Source organism: Streptomyces sp. LaBMicrA B280 (assembly GCF_049222185.1).
GTDB lineage: Bacteria > Actinomycetota > Actinomycetes > Streptomycetales > Streptomycetaceae > Streptomyces > Streptomyces murinus.
In genome coordinates, this window is the sequence record NZ_JBMJCT010000064.1 from 79,205 (window position 1) to 94,361 (window position 15,157).

At 71.0% G+C, this 15,157-nt stretch carries 13 protein-coding genes; 9 read left to right on the forward strand and 4 right to left on the reverse strand.

The genetic code is table 11. The features are described 5' to 3' along the window. Positions 1-19 precede the first annotated feature (19 nt). Together ACLF5H_RS34795 and ACLF5H_RS34800 are read left to right on the forward strand one after the other, a co-directional pair. Positions 20-712, forward strand: coding sequence for a GNAT family N-acetyltransferase (locus ACLF5H_RS34795; protein ID WP_421679996.1), 693 nt, complete (start codon positions 20-22; stop codon positions 710-712). Positions 713-788: 76 nt separating this feature from the next. Next, entirely contained in the window at positions 789-2,774 is a 1,986-nt protein-coding gene (locus tag ACLF5H_RS34800) for an ATP-dependent DNA helicase (protein ID WP_421679997.1), read from the forward strand. A gap of 82 nt (positions 2,775-2,856) precedes the next feature. Here the strand turns inward: ACLF5H_RS34800 and lexA are convergent, their stop codons facing one another. After that, a complete protein-coding gene (gene lexA / locus ACLF5H_RS34805) occupies positions 2,857-3,636 on the reverse strand; it encodes a transcriptional repressor LexA (RefSeq protein WP_037663236.1) in 780 nt (259 codons plus the stop codon). Between the two features lie 586 nt (positions 3,637-4,222). On the opposite strand from lexA, the gene nrdR reads away from it, so the two are divergent. Together nrdR and ACLF5H_RS34815 are read left to right on the forward strand one after the other, a co-directional pair. Continuing rightward, the gene (nrdR, locus tag ACLF5H_RS34810; protein ID WP_421679998.1) at positions 4,223-4,792 is read left to right on the forward strand and encodes a transcriptional regulator NrdR; all 570 of its coding nucleotides are present in this window, start codon (positions 4,223-4,225) and stop codon (positions 4,790-4,792) included. A gap of 165 nt (positions 4,793-4,957) precedes the next feature. Beyond that, entirely contained in the window at positions 4,958-7,858 is a 2,901-nt protein-coding gene (locus ACLF5H_RS34815; RefSeq protein ID WP_421679999.1) for a vitamin B12-dependent ribonucleotide reductase, read from the forward strand. Between the two features lie 151 nt (positions 7,859-8,009). Here the strand turns inward: ACLF5H_RS34815 and ACLF5H_RS34820 are convergent, their stop codons facing one another. Together ACLF5H_RS34820 and ACLF5H_RS34825 are read right to left on the reverse strand one after the other, a co-directional pair. Next, on the reverse strand, positions 8,010-9,107 hold the full coding sequence (locus ACLF5H_RS34820) for a protein kinase family protein (RefSeq protein WP_421680000.1): 1,098 nt from the start codon (positions 9,105-9,107) through the stop codon (positions 8,010-8,012). Positions 9,108-9,118: 11 nt separating this feature from the next. Then, positions 9,119-9,646, reverse strand: coding sequence for a TerD family protein (locus ACLF5H_RS34825; RefSeq protein WP_421680001.1), 528 nt, complete (start codon positions 9,644-9,646; stop codon positions 9,119-9,121). A gap of 150 nt (positions 9,647-9,796) precedes the next feature. On the opposite strand from ACLF5H_RS34825, the gene ACLF5H_RS34830 reads away from it, so the two are divergent. The 5 genes from ACLF5H_RS34830 (at position 9,797) to ACLF5H_RS34850 (ending at position 14,124) form a co-directional block, all read left to right on the forward strand. Further along, positions 9,797-10,402, forward strand: coding sequence for a YdbC family protein (locus ACLF5H_RS34830; RefSeq protein WP_421680002.1), 606 nt, complete (start codon positions 9,797-9,799; stop codon positions 10,400-10,402). A 144-nt stretch (positions 10,403-10,546) separates the two neighbouring features. Then, positions 10,547-11,206 carry a histidine phosphatase family protein gene (locus ACLF5H_RS34835; protein WP_421680003.1) on the forward strand — a complete coding sequence of 220 codons (660 nt, stop codon included), beginning with the start codon at positions 10,547-10,549 and terminating at the stop codon, positions 11,204-11,206. A 12-nt stretch (positions 11,207-11,218) separates the two neighbouring features. Beyond that, positions 11,219-12,124 (forward strand): ADP-ribosylglycohydrolase family protein, encoded by a 906-nt coding sequence (locus ACLF5H_RS34840; protein ID WP_421680004.1) that lies wholly within the window; start codon positions 11,219-11,221, stop codon positions 12,122-12,124. Between the two features lie 605 nt (positions 12,125-12,729). Further along, complete coding sequence (locus tag ACLF5H_RS34845; RefSeq protein WP_421680005.1) at positions 12,730-13,431, forward strand: ribonuclease HII; 702 nt, start codon at positions 12,730-12,732, stop codon at positions 13,429-13,431. A gap of 69 nt (positions 13,432-13,500) precedes the next feature. Next, positions 13,501-14,124, forward strand: coding sequence for a hypothetical protein (locus ACLF5H_RS34850; protein WP_421680006.1), 624 nt, complete (start codon positions 13,501-13,503; stop codon positions 14,122-14,124). A 249-nt stretch (positions 14,125-14,373) separates the two neighbouring features. On the opposite strand, the gene ACLF5H_RS34855 is transcribed toward ACLF5H_RS34850, so the two are convergent. Beyond that, positions 14,374-14,988, reverse strand: coding sequence for a hypothetical protein (locus ACLF5H_RS34855; RefSeq protein ID WP_421680007.1), 615 nt, complete (start codon positions 14,986-14,988; stop codon positions 14,374-14,376). Between the last annotated feature and the right edge of the window lie 169 nt (positions 14,989-15,157).

Below are 15,157 nucleotides of genomic sequence, written 5' to 3' on the forward strand. Positions count from 1 at the left end.
GAGCAGAGAGGAACCCGCCGTGCCGCCCACCGATGTGCGCACCGCCCCCACCGAGTTCCTGGACCTCTTCACCGACGTCACCGTCGACTTCACCGACGAGACCGTTGACTTCACCGACGAGACCGTCGACTTCACCGACGACCTCCTCGACGGCCTCCACGCCTCCTGGGAACCGGTGCGAACCCCCGTCGGCACCTTCCAGTTGGTCCCCGTCCGCCTCGACCGCGACCTCCCCCTCGTACACGCCTGGATGAACGACCCCGCCGTCGCCGAGTTCTGGGAACTGGCCGGACCCCGCCACCGCACGGCGGACCATCTGCGCGCCCAACTCGACGGCGACGGACGGAGCGTGCCCTGCCTCGGGGTGCTGGACGGCACCCCGATGAGCTACTGGGAGATCTACCGCGCCGACCTGGACCCGCTGGCCCTACACTGCCCGGTCCTGCCCCAGGACACCGGCATCCACCTGCTCCTCGGCGCCGCCGGGGACCGCGGCCGTGGACTCGGCTCCGCGCTGCTGCGGGCCGTGGCCGACCTCGTCCTCGACCGGCGCCCCGCCTGCGCCCGCGTCGTGGCCGAACCCGATCACCGCAACACCCCCTCGCTCGCCGCGTTCCTCGGCGCCGGATTCCGGTACGCGGCCGAGGTCGACCTGCCCGGCAAACGGGCCGCGCTCATGATCCGGGACCGGGTGCTGCGCGATGTGCTGTAGCGTCGAGTGAGCGGGGTCTCACGATGGGTGTGAACGGCCTCCGATTGTCAGTCCCGGGCCGTAGGGTGGTCGGGCTATGACGAAGCCCTCCCTCCCCGAACTCCTGCATGCCGCCGTCGCCGCGGTCGGCGGCACGGAGCGCCCCGGCCAGGTGACCATGGCCGAATCGGTCGCCGAGGCGATCGACGACGCATCCCATCTGCTGGTCCAGGCCGGCACCGGCACCGGAAAGTCGCTGGGCTATCTCGTGCCCGCGCTCGCGCACGGGGAGAGGGTGGTCGTCGCGACGGCCACCCTCGCCCTCCAGCGCCAGCTGGTCGAACGCGATCTGCCGCGCACGGTCGACGCCCTGCACCCGCTGCTGCGCCGCCGCCCCGAGTTCGCGATGCTCAAGGGCCGCTCCAACTACCTGTGCCTGCACCGGCTGCACGAAGGCATGCCGCAGGACGAGGAGGACGGCCTCTTCGACCAGTTCGAGGCCGCCGCGCCCACCAGCAAGCTGGGCCAGGACCTGCTGCGGCTGCGCGACTGGTCCGACGAGACCGAGACCGGCGACCGGGACGACCTCACCCCGGGCGTCTCGGACCGCGCCTGGGCGCAGGTGTCGGTGTCCTCACGGGAGTGCCTCGGCGCCACCAAGTGCGCGTACGGCGCGGAATGCTTCGCGGAGGCGGCCCGTGAGCGCGCCAAGCTCGCCGAGGTCGTCGTCACCAATCACGCGCTGCTGGCCATCGACGCCATCGAAGGCGCCCCGGTGCTGCCGCAGCACGAGGTGCTGATCGTGGACGAGGCGCATGAACTCGTCTCCCGGGTCACCGGCGTCGCCACCGGCGAGCTGACCCCCGGCCAGGTCAACCGTGCCGTGCGCCGCGCCGCGAAACTCGTCAATGAGAAGGCGGCCGACCAGCTCCAGACCGCCGCGGAGGGCTTCGAGCGGCTGATGGAGCTGGCCCTGCCGGGCCGTCTGGAGGAGATCCCGGAGGACCTCGGCTACGCCCTGATGACGCTGCGGGACGCCTCCCGGACGGTCATCTCCGCGCTCGGCACCACCCGCGACAAGTCCGTCCAGGACGAGGACGCCGTGCGCAAGCAGGCCCTGGCCTCGGTCGAGTCCGTCCACGACGTGGCGGAGCGGGTCCTGAACGGCTCGGAGTGGGACGTCGTCTGGTACGAACGGCATGACCGCTTCGGCGCCTCCCTGCGCGTCGCCCCCATGTCCGTCTCGGGGCTGCTGCGGGAGAAGCTGTTCGCCGACCGCGCCGTCGTCCTCACCTCCGCGACCCTCAAGCTCGGCGGCGACTTCAACGGCGTCGGCGCCTCCCTCGGGCTCGGCCCCGAGGGCGTCGAGGGCGAGGACCTGCCGCAGTGGAAGGGCCTCGACGTCGGCTCCCCCTTCGACTACCGCAAGCAGGGCATCCTGTACGTCGCCAAGCACCTCTCCCGCCCCGCGCGGGACGGCGATCGCGGCGACATGCTCGACGAGCTGACGGAGCTGATCCAGGCCGCCGGCGGCCGCACCCTCGGGCTGTTCTCCTCCATGCGGGCCGCGCAGCTCGCCGCCGAGGACCTGCGCGCGCGGATCCCCGAGTACCCGATCCTGCTCCAGGGCGAGGAGACGCTCGGCGAGCTGATCAAGAACTTCGCGGCCGACCCGAAGACCTGCCTCTTCGGCACGCTGTCGCTGTGGCAGGGCGTGGATGTGCCCGGGCCCAGCTGCCAGCTGGTCGTCATGGACAAGATTCCGTTCCCGCGCCCCGACGATCCGCTGATGAGCGCCCGCCAGAAGGCGGTGGAGGACGCGGGCGGCAATGGCTTCATGGCGGTGGCCGCCACCCATGCCGCCCTGCTGATGGCCCAGGGCGCCGGCCGTCTGGTGCGCGCGTCGGGGGACCGGGGCGTGGTCGCCGTACTGGACCAGCGGCTCGCCACGGCGCGGTACGGCTCCTACCTCAAGGCGTCCCTGCCGGACTTCTGGTTCACCACGGACCGTAACCAGGCCCGCAGGTCGCTCTCGGCGATCGACGCGGCGGCGAAGCAGGCGGAAGCCGAGGGCCCCGCGTAGGCACAGGCAGGACCCCGGAACCGGCGCAGAGGTTCCGGGGTCCGGTCAGGGGGCGAGCGGGGGTGTCCGCTCGCCGCGGGCGTCACACGCGCCGCAGTACGGCGACCACCTTGCCCAGGATGGTGGCGTCGTCGCCGGGGATCGGCTCGTAGGCAGCGTTGTGCGGGAGGAGCCAGACATGGCCGTCCTCGCGCTTGAAGCGCTTCACCGTGGCCTCGCCGTCGAGCATGGCGGCCACGATGTCGCCGTTCTCCGCGACCGGCTGGCGGCGCACGGTGACCCAGTCGCCGTCGCAGATCGCGGCCTCGATCATGGAGTCGCCGACGACCTTGAGGACGAACAGCTCACCGTCGCCGACCAGCTGGCGGGGGAGCGGGAAGACGTCCTCGACGGATTCCTCCGCGAGGATCGGCCCACCGGCGGCGATCCGGCCGACCAGCGGGACGTACGACGCGGCGGGCTTGCCGCTGGTGTCCGTGGGCTGCACCGACACGGCCTGGTCGGAGCCGCGCACCTCATAGGCGCGCGGGCGGTGCGGGTCGCGGCGCAGGAAGCCCTTGCGCTCCAGCGCCATCAGCTGGTGTGCCACGGAGGAGGTGCTGGAGAGGCCGACGGCCTGGCCGATCTCCCGCATGGACGGCGGGTATCCGCGCCGCTGCACGGAGTCCCTGATGACCTCGATCACCCGGCGCTGCCGGTCGGTGAGTCCGGAGCTGTCCGCCCGGATGCCTGGAGGTCGGCCCGGCAGGGAGCGCCGGGGCCCCTCGGGATTCGTGGCTTCGTTCATCGCATGTACCGGCTCGACCCGGCCCTGGGAGCGGTCCTGGGCGGTGATGGTGGCACTGTCTGCGGTGGTGGTCACGTCGGCCCCTCTCGATGGTCTCCCTGCTGGACAACGGTAGTTGCTTTCGAAAGGTTGCGCCAAACACACGTTCGAGTGAAAAAGTGCGATTCACCTGTTGCGATCGCGTGTTTGGGTGTATGGGCTGACGCGGCACGGGGCGGGCAAAAGTGCTCTTTGTCGTGCGTTGTACTCTTTCCCGCCGGGGTCGCCGACCTCGTGGGCGCTTCCCCAGTCTGCCATCCGGAACCCGTCCCACCGCGGCGAGGGGTCCGTTCTGCGCCGGAGTCCTACGCATCCTCCGTGCGGCGCCCACGGTATCTCCGTAAGCGCCACAGGGGTACGGTTCCGCGCCCGCGTGTCCTTTCCGGCCGGCGCGTCCGAAGGCCCGCGGGGCGCCCCGCACCGCCGTCCCCGCGCGACACGCGACCCGGCCTCGGCGAATAAGCCGATCCCCACATCTAGTGGTTGGATGGCTACAGCAGCCCACAAGTTGTGGTGACCCCGGTCCGGGGTGGTTATTCGATCGCCTATGCTTAGGGCTGCTTCGCGAGGCCCCTGGGGCTCGGCGAGGCCATCGAGTCTGCTGTGAGGAGGGTTGGAGATCATGCACTGCCCCTTCTGCAGGCACCCCGACAGCCGTGTGGTCGACAGTCGTACGACCGACGACGGCACGTCGATCCGCAGGCGCCGCCAGTGCCCCGACTGCTCCCGTCGTTTCACGACCGTGGAGACGTGCTCGCTCATGGTGGTGAAGCGCTCCGGAGTCACCGAGCCCTTCAGCCGTACCAAGGTCATCAACGGCGTGCGCAAGGCGTGCCAGGGGCGGCCTGTCACCGAGGACGCGCTCGCCCAGCTCGGCCAGCGGGTCGAGGAGGCGGTGCGGGCCACCGGCAGCGCCGAGCTGACCACCCATGACGTGGGTCTGGCCATACTCGGCCCGTTGCAGGAGCTCGACCTCGTCGCCTATCTGCGGTTCGCCTCGGTCTACCGGGCGTTCGACTCGCTCGAGGACTTCGAGGCCGCCATCGCGGAACTGCGGCAGGCGACGCGCGGCCCCGCCGCGGACGGGACGGGCCCGGCGGACGAGACGGCCGCGGCCGCGGGGAGCCAGGAAGACGAACGCGGGACCGGCGGGACCTCCCAGGTCCCGCAGCCCGCGCAAGCCGCCGACTGACCGGCGCGCGGGAGACCGGGGCAGGGCCCGGACACCCCGCCGCGAGGCGGCGACCGAAGACCTGTTGCGGGCGGCAGTTGAGGGTGCCCGCAGCACAAGACAGAACACCGTGCCACGGGAACAAACGGGGCACTTCTGGGCGTTTTCGCCCTACAGGGAGGCGGCATGACAGAGACGGCGAGCGGTCCGGCACGAGGTTCCCGCGCCAAGGGCGGCAAGGCGGGAAACAAGGGACTGCACATCGAGCGCATCCACACCACCCCCGGCGTACACCCGTACGACGAGGTCGAGTGGGTGAGCCGTGACGTCGTCATGACCAACTGGCGCGACGGCTCGGTCAACTTCGAGCAGCGTGGCGTCGAGTTCCCCGACTTCTGGTCGGTGAACGCGGTCAACATCGTCACCAGCAAGTACTTCCGGGGCGCCGTCGGCACCCCGCAGCGCGAGACCGGCCTCAAGCAGCTGATCGACCGCATCGTGAAGACGTACCGGAAGGCCGGTGAGGACCACAAGTACTTCGCCTCGCCCGCCGACGCGGAGATCTTCGAGCACGAGCTCGCCTACGCGCTGCTGCACCAGATCTTCAGCTTCAACAGCCCGGTCTGGTTCAACGTCGGCACCCCGCAGCCCCAGCAGGTCTCCGCCTGCTTCATCCTGGCCGTCGACGACTCCATGGAGTCGATCCTCGACTGGTACAAGGAAGAGGGCATGATCTTCAAGGGCGGTTCCGGCGCCGGCCTGAACCTGTCCCGCATCCGCTCCTCCAAGGAACTGCTCTCCTCCGGCGGCAACGCCTCGGGTCCGGTCTCCTTCATGCGCGGCGCCGACGCCTCCGCCGGCACCATCAAGTCCGGTGGCGCCACCCGCCGCGCCGCCAAGATGGTCGTGCTCGACGTCGACCACCCCGACATCGAGGACTTCATCGAGACCAAGGTCAAGGAGGAGGAGAAGATCCGCGTCCTGCGCGACGCGGGCTTCGACATGGACCTGGGCGGCGACGACATCGCCTCCGTCCAGTACCAGAACGCCAACAACTCGGTCCGGGTGAACGACGAGTTCATGACGGCCGTCGAGGCGGGCGGCGACTTCGGGCTGCGCGCCCGGATGACCGGCGAGGTGATCGAGGAGGTCGACGCCAAGTCGCTCTTCCGCAAGATCGCCGAGGCCGCGTGGGCCTGCGCCGACCCGGGCATCCAGTACGACGACACGATCAACAACTGGCACACCTGCCCCGAGTCCGGCCGGATCACCGCGTCGAACCCGTGCAGCGAGTACATGCACCTGGACAACACGTCCTGCAACCTCGCCTCGCTGAACCTGATGAAGTTCCTGAAGGACGACGGCCAGGGCAACCAGTCCTTCCAGGCCGAGCGCTTCCAGCAGGTCGTCGAGCTGGTCATCACCGCGATGGACATCTCGATCTGCTTCGCGGACTTCCCGACCCAGAAGATCGGCGAGAACACCCGCGCCTTCCGCCAGCTGGGCATCGGCTACGCCAACCTCGGCGCCCTGCTGATGGCCACCGGCCACGCGTACGACTCCGAGGGCGGCCGCACCCTGGCCGGTGCCATCACCTCCCTGATGACCGGCACCGCCTACCGCCGCTCCGCCGAACTGGCCGCGGTCGTCGGCCCGTACGACGGCTACGCCCGCAACGCCGACGCCCACAAGCGCGTCATGAAGCAGCACGCCGACGCCAACGGCAAGGCCGTCCGCATGGACGACCTGGACACCCCGGTGTGGGCCGCCGCCACGGAGGCCTGGCAGGACGTGGTCCGCCTCGGCGAGAAGAACGGCTTCCGCAACTCCCAGGCGTCCGTGCTCGCCCCGACCGGCACCATCGGTCTGGCGATGTCCTGCGACACCACCGGCGTCGAGCCCGACCTCGCGCTCGTGAAGTTCAAGAAGCTCGTCGGCGGCGGCTCGATGCAGATCGTCAACGGCACCGTGCCGCAGGCCCTGCGCCGCCTGGGCTACCAGGAGGAGCAGATCGAGGCGATCGTCGCCCACATCGCCGAGCACGGCAATGTGATCGACGCCCCCGGTCTCAAGCAGGAGCACTACGAGGTCTTCGACTGCGCCATGGGCGAGCGGGCCATCTCCCCGATGGGCCACGTCCGCATGATGGCCGCGATCCAGCCGTGGATCTCCGGCGCGATCTCCAAGACGGTCAACATGCCGGAGACGGCGACCGTCGAGGAGGTCGAGGAGATCTACTTCGAGGCCTGGAAGCTCGGCGTCAAGGCGCTCGCGATCTACCGGGACAACTGCAAGGTCGGCCAGCCCCTCTCCGCCAAGAAGAAGGAGGAGGAGAAGGCCGAGATCACCGAGAAGGCCGAGGACACGATTCGTACCGCGGTCGAGAAGGTCGTCGAGTACCGCCCGGTCCGCAAGCGCCTTCCGAAGGGTCGTCCCGGCATCACCACGTCCTTCACCGTCGGCGGTGCCGAGGGCTACATGACCGCCAACTCCTACCCGGACGACGGTCTTGGCGAGGTCTTCCTGAAGATGTCCAAGCAGGGCTCGACCCTCGCGGGCATGATGGACGCCTTCTCCATCGCGGTCTCCGTCGGCCTCCAGTACGGCGTGCCGCTGGAGACGTACGTCTCGAAGTTCACCAACATGCGCTTCGAGCCTGCCGGTATGACGGACGACCCGGACGTGCGGATGGCGCAGTCCATCGTGGACTACATCTTCCGCCGCCTGGCGCTGGACTTCCTGCCCTTCGAGACCCGCTCCGCGCTCGGCATCCACTCCGCCGAGGAGCGCCAGCGGCACCTGGAGACCGGTTCCTACGAGCCGTCGGACGACGAGGTCGACGTCGAGGGCCTGGCCCAGTCGGCGCCCCGCGCCCAGGAGCCGGCGGCCGTCACCGCCGCCCCGAAGACCGAGCCCGAGGCCATCAAGCCCGCCCCGAAGCAGGCCCACACCAGCGCCGAACTGGTCGAGATGCAGCTGGGCATCCAGGCCGACGCCCCGCTCTGCTTCTCCTGCGGCACCAAGATGCAGCGCGCCGGTTCCTGCTACATCTGCGAGGGCTGCGGCTCGACGAGCGGCTGCAGCTGACCTGAGCGGACCGCGTCGACCATGCCGTCCGACGCGATCCACTGAGCCCTGACGACAGTGGGCGCCGACCTTGTGGCCGGCGCCCACTGTCGTCGTGTCCGGACGGGGTGTGGTGTGCCGGGTCCCGCCGTGTCGAGGATCAGCAGGCCGCTCAGTCCCGATGTGACCCGCCCGTGCGCAGGGCCCGTCGGAGTGCCTGTGCGGGGTAAGGGGTCTCGCGGCTGTCGTCCTGGAGCCTGGTGTGGAAGTCGGTGAGGATCGCGGCGAGAGGGGCGTGCCGGGAGAGGAGCGCCGTGGCTCCCGGCGGTCCGGGCGGTGGGTCCTGGCCTTCCGCGATGGCGCGGATCAGCGCGTGGCGTTCGGTCCGCCCGGAGCCGTACAGGGCCGTGATCAGCCAGTTCACCAGCCAGTTGAGGGTGTGGCAGCGGTCGTAGTCCCGGTGCAGTTCGAGGAAGCCGGTCTCGGACCGTGAGAGAGCGAAGCGGGCGGAGAGGGCGAGGCCGAAGTCGGCGAAGTAGAGGCGCCGGCCGTCGGTCAGGATGTTCTGGAAGTGCGCGTCGAAGTGCACGAGCCCGTGAGCGCTCATGAAGGACGTACCGGCCTCCAGCTCGCGCTCCACCAGCGAGCAGGCCCGGTCGGCGGACTCCGCACCGGCCCGCACCTGCTCGGTGAACCACTCGTGGAGCGTCCGGGGGATGTACTCCAGGAAGAGCACCAGGCTCGCGGACGACCGCCGAAGGCCCTCGATACGGCGTCGTACCTCCGGCCCGCCGCCCCAGTAGGCCACGGCCCGCTCCACGTCCGCGAGTTCCGGGGCCGGTGCGGGCGCGGTGTCCGGCAGCACCCGCCAGTGGTACATCAGCGGAAACCCCCGACACCGCCCGCCGAGTACCCAGTTCGTCGTCATGGCCTGCGCGGCGAGCTCCCGCCACGCCCCGAAACCGGGCCCGCCGATGCCGTACTGGCAGAAGGTGGGCAGCCCGAACAGGTTGGCCGTGGACCGTACATGCTCCGGCAGCCGCTCCCGGTCCGTGAGCGGCACCCGCTTCACGAAGACCTGCGTCCCGTCGACCTCCAGCAGCGCGGACCTCCCGCCGATGCCGGTCCCGAGCGGCACGGCGGCGTCCACAAGTGCGCCCAGCCGGCGATCACTTCGCAGCGCGAGGGACGTGGAGACGGTGCCGTAGGCGGCCGAGCGCGCGCCGTCCGACGGATCGGCCCGATGGCGACCCGCCGAAGCGAGGGGCACCGAGGACGGGCCTATCGCGCGCGCCCCATCACCCGGGTGAAGCTCTCCGGGTCCTCCTGGAAGCCGTGGACGCCGGGGTGGAAGATCCATTCGCCCGAGTCGTTGCGGACGAACTCGGCGATGGTGGCGGCCGTGGCGTCATGGACGGCGGTGAAGTCGTCCTCGGACAGGACGGTGTAGCCCTCGCGGACGCGCATGGCCGGGTTGAGGACACCGGAGAACGTGCGGCGGACGGGCTGCTGCTGGATGACGACGCCCACCACCACGCGGCCGAACCGCTCGCTGAGCCGCTCGACCTCCAGGGTCATGACCTCGTCCCAGCCGAAGCCCCGCCCGTCCGTGCTGTCCCGGTTGAGGAAGATGGTGCCGTCGGGCGAACGGCTGTCGAAGTGCACCAGATACGCCGGCGCGCCGTACGGGTCCCGCGCGTCGAAGGTCGCCGCGATGATGTCGAGATCCGTGGGCGCCGTACCCGTGGGACTGGGGTCCCACTTGAGCGCGACCTCGACCTTGTGCATTCCCTTGCTGAAACCGGTCACCGGGCCTCCCCTTCCCTGTGGGCACCACGTCCCCAACTCCCGTTCAGCCGAGGATCCTTGCCCATCGTGCCACGTACCCGGCCTCGCGCGCGCGGACGAACTCCACCGGAGCGTGACCGGCGCCACGTCCGGTGGCCTTACGATGGCGCGGTGCTGGTCAAGTGGATTCGCTGCACCGTGGTGGACCGCCGGGGGTTCGAGCGGGGGCAGCGGAAATGGGCGGGGCTCCCGGGAGAGCCGGGTTTCCGGGGACAGGGCGGAGGCTGGAGCCGGCGGCGGCCCGACGTGGCGCACATCGTCACCTTCTGGGAGAGCCGCGCCTTCTACGACTCCTTCATGGCCCGCTCCTACGACCGCCTCGCCGCCGCCCAGGCCGGCACCTTCAAGGACGCCCAGGCCAAACTGTTCGAGTACCGCTTCGACGTGAAGACCGGCTTTGAACCCCGCTTCACCGACTCCGACCTGCTCAGACTCGCCCTGTGCCGGGTCCACGAGGAGCGGGTGGAGCACTTCACCCTCATGCAGGAGAAGGTCTGGAACCCGGCCATGGCGGGCTCGCCCGGCATGATCCGCGGCATGTTCGGCGAGGCCCCCGAGCAGGAGTTCCTGATCCTTTCGATGTGGCGGGCCGCCGCCGAACACGGCAAGTACCGCACCGAACGGATCGAACGCCTCGCCCTGCGCGCCCAGACCGAGGCGGACATCGCGGCCCTCTCCGGCGACATCGTCGACCTGGAGCCGTCCTGGACGGTCTAGTCCCGGGATGCACGGTCCAGTCCTGGGATACATGGTCGAGCCCTAGGATACCGGCTGGTCGGTCCGGAAACGGGGCCTGTGACGTGCGCTGTATGGACCCCGTACGATTCCCCGGTTCCCCGCCCCTCGCTCTAGGGTTTCGGCATGGCACGACCACGGCGCATCGTCCTTGTCCGGCACGGCGAGTCGACGGGCAACACCGACGACTCCGTGTACGAGCGCGAACCGGACCACGCCCTGGCGCTGACCGACCTCGGCCGGCGCCAGGCCGAGGAGACCGGCGAACGGCTCCGGGAGCTGTTCGGCCCCGAACATGTGAGCGTGTACGTCTCCCCGTACCGCCGTACCCATGAGACCCTCCGCGCCTTTGGGCTCGACCCCGACCTCATACGCGTCCGGGAGGAGCCCCGGCTGCGCGAGCAGGACTGGGGCAACTGGCAGGACCGCGACGACGTACGCCTGCAGAAGGCCTACCGCGACGCCTACGGCCACTTCTTCTTCCGCTTCCCGCAGGGCGAGTCCGGCGCCGACGTCTACGACCGGGTCGGCGGCTTCCTGGAGAGCCTCTTCCGCAGCTTCGAGGCCCCCGACCACCCGCCCAACGTGCTCCTGGTGACCCATGGCCTCGCGATGCGGCTGTTCTGCATGCGCTGGTTCCACTGGACGGTCGCCGAATTCGAATCCCTGTCCAATCCGGGCAACGCCGAGATGCGGATGCTGGTACTCGGCGAGGACGGCCGCTACACACTCGACCGGCCCTTCGAGCGCTGGCGTGAACCGGTGCCGGACTGGGCCACCGGATAGAGTGGGGGAGCGATGACCGCACACTTCTCCCCCCACGGACGCCATGAGCGCGCCCTGGCGAGCCTGCGCGGACTGGCCGTCGGGGACGCCCTGGGCGCCCAGTTCTTCGTCCCGGCCCATCACCCCCTGCTCAAGCGGCGCGAGCTGCCGCCCGGCCCGTGGCGATGGACGGACGACACCGAGATGGCCGCTTCCGTCCTCGCCGTGCTCGCCACGCACCAGCGCATCGACCAGGACGCCCTCGCCCGCTCCTTCGCCGACCACCACGACCCGGACCGGGGCTACGGCCCCACCGCGAGCCGGCTGCTGAGCCTCGTGGGGCAGGGCGAGGACTGGCGAGGGCCCGCCGCCGCGCTCTTCCACGGGCGGGGCTCCTGGGGCAGCGGCGCGGCGATGCGGACCGCGCCCCTGGGCGCCTGGTACGCGGACGACCCGGAGCAGGCCACCCACCAGGCCGAGATCTCTGCCTACCCCACGCACCAGCACCGGGAGGCGGTGGTCGGCGCCATGGCGGTGGCGGCGGCCGCGGCCCTCGCCGGTTCGCCGGACGGCCCGCCCACCCCCGAGGCGCTCCTCGACGGCGTGATCGCGCTCGTCCCGAAGAGCGCGGTCGGCCAGGGCCTGCGCCGCGCCCGCGACATGCTCGACTACGGCGACGCCGGCACCGTCGCCGCCGTGCTGGGCTGCGGCCGCCGCAGGACCGCCCATGACACCGTGCCCTTCGCCCTGTGGTCCGCCGCGCGCGGCCTCGGTGACTTCGAGACGGCGTTCTGGACGACGGCCCGGGTGGGCGGCGACATCGACACCACCTGCGCGATCGTGGGCGGCGTCCTCGCCGCGGGCAAGGCCGGGGCACCGCCCGCCGAGTGGACACGACGGGCGGAGGCACTGCCCGACTGGGTGACACGGATGGGCTGACGGGCGGAAGTCCTCTCCGGGCAGCGGTAGTTGGAGAGCGGACGACCGCGCCTCATGCGCGCGGCGCGCGGGCGACGGGCTCGGCACCGCGGACAAGTCACGGGTCCGTCCCGCCGGTTCGGCGCGACGGCCCCATAACTACCGCCCTGCGGCTCGTCCTTCTCGCGCAGGTCCTGCTCACACCGGCTCGGCCGCCACGGTGCACCTCACGGGCGGCGGCGATCTCTATGTCGGCGGTGCCGGTGCCCGGGGACTCCGCGTGCGCCGCCTGTCTGATCGGGGGCGGCTCGCTGGGCTGGGCCGCCCCCGCCCCGCTCCTGCCGCCGGCGGTCTCGGTGGTCACAGCCGTAGCGTTCGTCGCCGTCGAGGCCCGTTCCCCGTGCTGTCCTCGTTCGCGGGCGGCACCCTGCCCCTCGGCGTCACCGGCGCGGACACCTGGCCGCTGTCCACCGTCGGCACCGCCCGGCGGACCGTCCCTGTCGATATGCACAAGCAAATCCGACGATCCGGATTCCGTTACGACCCCCCGCTCGCCGGTGCTTCCGCCGCCCTCCGGTAGACCGGGGTGTCGGCCACTGCCCCGGGCGGCGTAATCTAAGGGCGCCATGCCGTACGAACCTCCCACTCACACTGTCGAGCGCTCCCTGCGTGCCACGACCGGAGCGAAGGTCATCGCCGGTGTCGACGAGGTGGGGCGCGGCGCCTGGGCCGGGCCCGTCACCGTCTGCGCGGCGATCACCGGACTGCGTCGACCTCCCGCGGGCCTGACCGACTCCAAGCTGCTGACCATCAAGCGGCGCACCACGCTGGACGAGATCCTGCGGGCGTGGGTGACGGCCTACGCGCTGGGGCATGCTTCTCCCGAGGAGATCGACGGCATGGGGATGACGGCCGCGCTGCGGCTCGCCGCGGTCCGCGCCCTGGACGCACTGCCGGTCCACCCCGACGCCGTGATCCTCGACGGGAAACACGACTACCTCGGTGCCCCGTGGCAGGTGCGTACGGTGATCAAGGGCGATCGCTCGTGCGTCGCCGTCGCGGCGGCCTCGGTGATCGCCAAGGTTCAGCGCGACAAAATGATGGCCGAACTGGCTGTCGACCATGCAGACTTCGGGTTTGCGGACAACGCCGGGTATCCGTCACCCGTGCACAAGGCCGCACTGGAAGAGCGGGGCCCCACCCCGCACCACCGTTTGTCGTGGGCGTATCTTGATGCGCTGCCCCAGTGGCGGCATCTCAAGAAGGCCCGCAACTGGGCGGACGGAAGCGTTCCGGAGATCGAGGGTCAGCTCGGCTTCGACTTCTGACGGTTCCGATCGCACTGATGTGCCACCCCGTTCATCAGCGCCACTTCAACGTTTGATAAAAATCAGCTCATGCCTCTCATTCCCGAGGAGCCTCAGATTCACGAGAGTGCCCAGGGTCCCCGCGTCACGCCGGCCAGCGGCCGCACCGCGCCGACCCCTCGCCCCGTACCCGGCCCCCGTCCCGCGGCGCCGTCCCGCCCCGGTCGTCCCGGCCCTCAGCGGCCTGTGCCGCCGGTGCAGCGCACGCCGCGTGACGTGGCTCCGGCCAAGCCCGGTCCCTCCGGTCCGGGTGTCCCCGCCACAGCCGCGGGCCCGCAGATCCAGCTGATCCCGGCCTCGGCCGAGGGTGCGATCGACGCCGCCGAGGAGGCCGTCGACCTGCTGCTGGACTCGGGCCGCGCCCCCGGCGACGTGCTGGTGATCACCACGGGTGCCCAGCACCCGTGGGCCGAGCACGAGTTGTCGTTCGGTGAGACCGCCTACTGGGCGCAGCACGACGCGGGTGACGACGTCTTCTACACGGACGCCGCCATCGCCTCCCGCGCCGGTTCCCGCCCGGTGGTCGTCGTGGCCGTCAACGGGGGCGCCGCCTCCGCCGACGTCCTCTCCCTGGCCCACACCCGTGCCGGAGCCCTGCTGATCGTCTGCGGCGACCCGCAGCAGATCAACGCGGTCCTCGGCACCGGCGTCTGAACCACGCGCCGGGCTCCCGGAGCCGGCAACCGCCCGAGGGGGCACCGCACGGTGCGCCCTCCGGCATGCCCGGTCGGTCGTGTGCCTCCCTCAGTGCCCCGGTGGTGGGGAAGGCACCTGGCAGACCCCGGGACGCCTTGCTGCGGAGTGCGACCGGTCGGGCGCTTGAGCAGGGCGTATCCATGCCTGAGCCTGCGCCTGCCTGGCCCGGTCCGTCGGACCCGCCGTCGGCTCCGTGCCGTCCGGCCCTCAGCGGGCGGCCGCGCGGCGCAGGACCTCGGAGACCGGTCCACCGGTGCGCGGTACGGGCGGCGGGGCATCCGCCGTGGCGAACGGCTCCGGCGCCGAGTGTGCGTGGGGACGGCGGCCACCGCGCCCCTCGCCCAGCACCTGCCAGCCGTCGTGGGTCAGCGTGATGTACGCCCCGCACCGCAGCCCGTGCAGCGTGCAGGCGTCGCGCAGGCCCCACATCCAGGCACCGTCCTCCTCGGTCCAACGCGCGTCGCCCTCACGGCAGTAGAGCAGGACGGCGGTGCGCACCGGGGTACGGCGGCGCAGGTCGTGCGGTATGACCCGGCGCAGCTGGGACAGCAGGGCGTTGCGGAACATCCAGCCGTCCGCAGGGGCGGCCCGGCGGGTGAACGAGGCGCTGGCACACAGCCGTTCATCCGGATCAAGGACGGCCACCACCGCCGTGGACGGGCGCGGATGATGCCGTGCGTGCAGTCCGCTGACGACCTCGCGGGGGTTGCGCAGCAGCGGGATCCCCGCGGCGGCCCACTCCGCCGGCTCCAGCACACGGCTGGCGGAAGCGGCGGGCGTCGACAACGAGGCCGCCGGGGACGAGGCGAATCCGAAGGTCACGTTCCTCCCTTCGGCTACGCGCCCACACAGCGGGCGAGGTCGGATTCGGGGACCGCGCACCGCAGCGAAGCCCAACCGGATCACGGACCGACCGTGCGGGGAGCGGATCTCAATTCTTCCTGTCGAACTGGAATGCGGCAACGAGCAATTGGGGTCGCCGCCGGGTATC

Coding starts and splice junctions, on each gene's coding strand:
- ACLF5H_RS34845 (WP_421680005.1), top strand. CDS start 12,730: ATGCCGTACGAACCTCCCACTCACACTGTCGAGCGCTCCCTGCGTGCC.
- ACLF5H_RS34840 (WP_421680004.1), top strand. CDS start 11,219: ATGACCGCACACTTCTCCCCCCACGGACGCCATGAGCGCGCCCTGGCG.
- ACLF5H_RS34815 (WP_421679999.1), top strand. CDS start 4,958: ATGACAGAGACGGCGAGCGGTCCGGCACGAGGTTCCCGCGCCAAGGGC.
- nrdR (WP_421679998.1), top strand. CDS start 4,223: ATGCACTGCCCCTTCTGCAGGCACCCCGACAGCCGTGTGGTCGACAGT.
- ACLF5H_RS34835 (WP_421680003.1), top strand. CDS start 10,547: ATGGCACGACCACGGCGCATCGTCCTTGTCCGGCACGGCGAGTCGACG.
- ACLF5H_RS34800 (WP_421679997.1), top strand. CDS start 789: ATGACGAAGCCCTCCCTCCCCGAACTCCTGCATGCCGCCGTCGCCGCG.
- ACLF5H_RS34850 (WP_421680006.1), top strand. CDS start 13,501: ATGCCTCTCATTCCCGAGGAGCCTCAGATTCACGAGAGTGCCCAGGGT.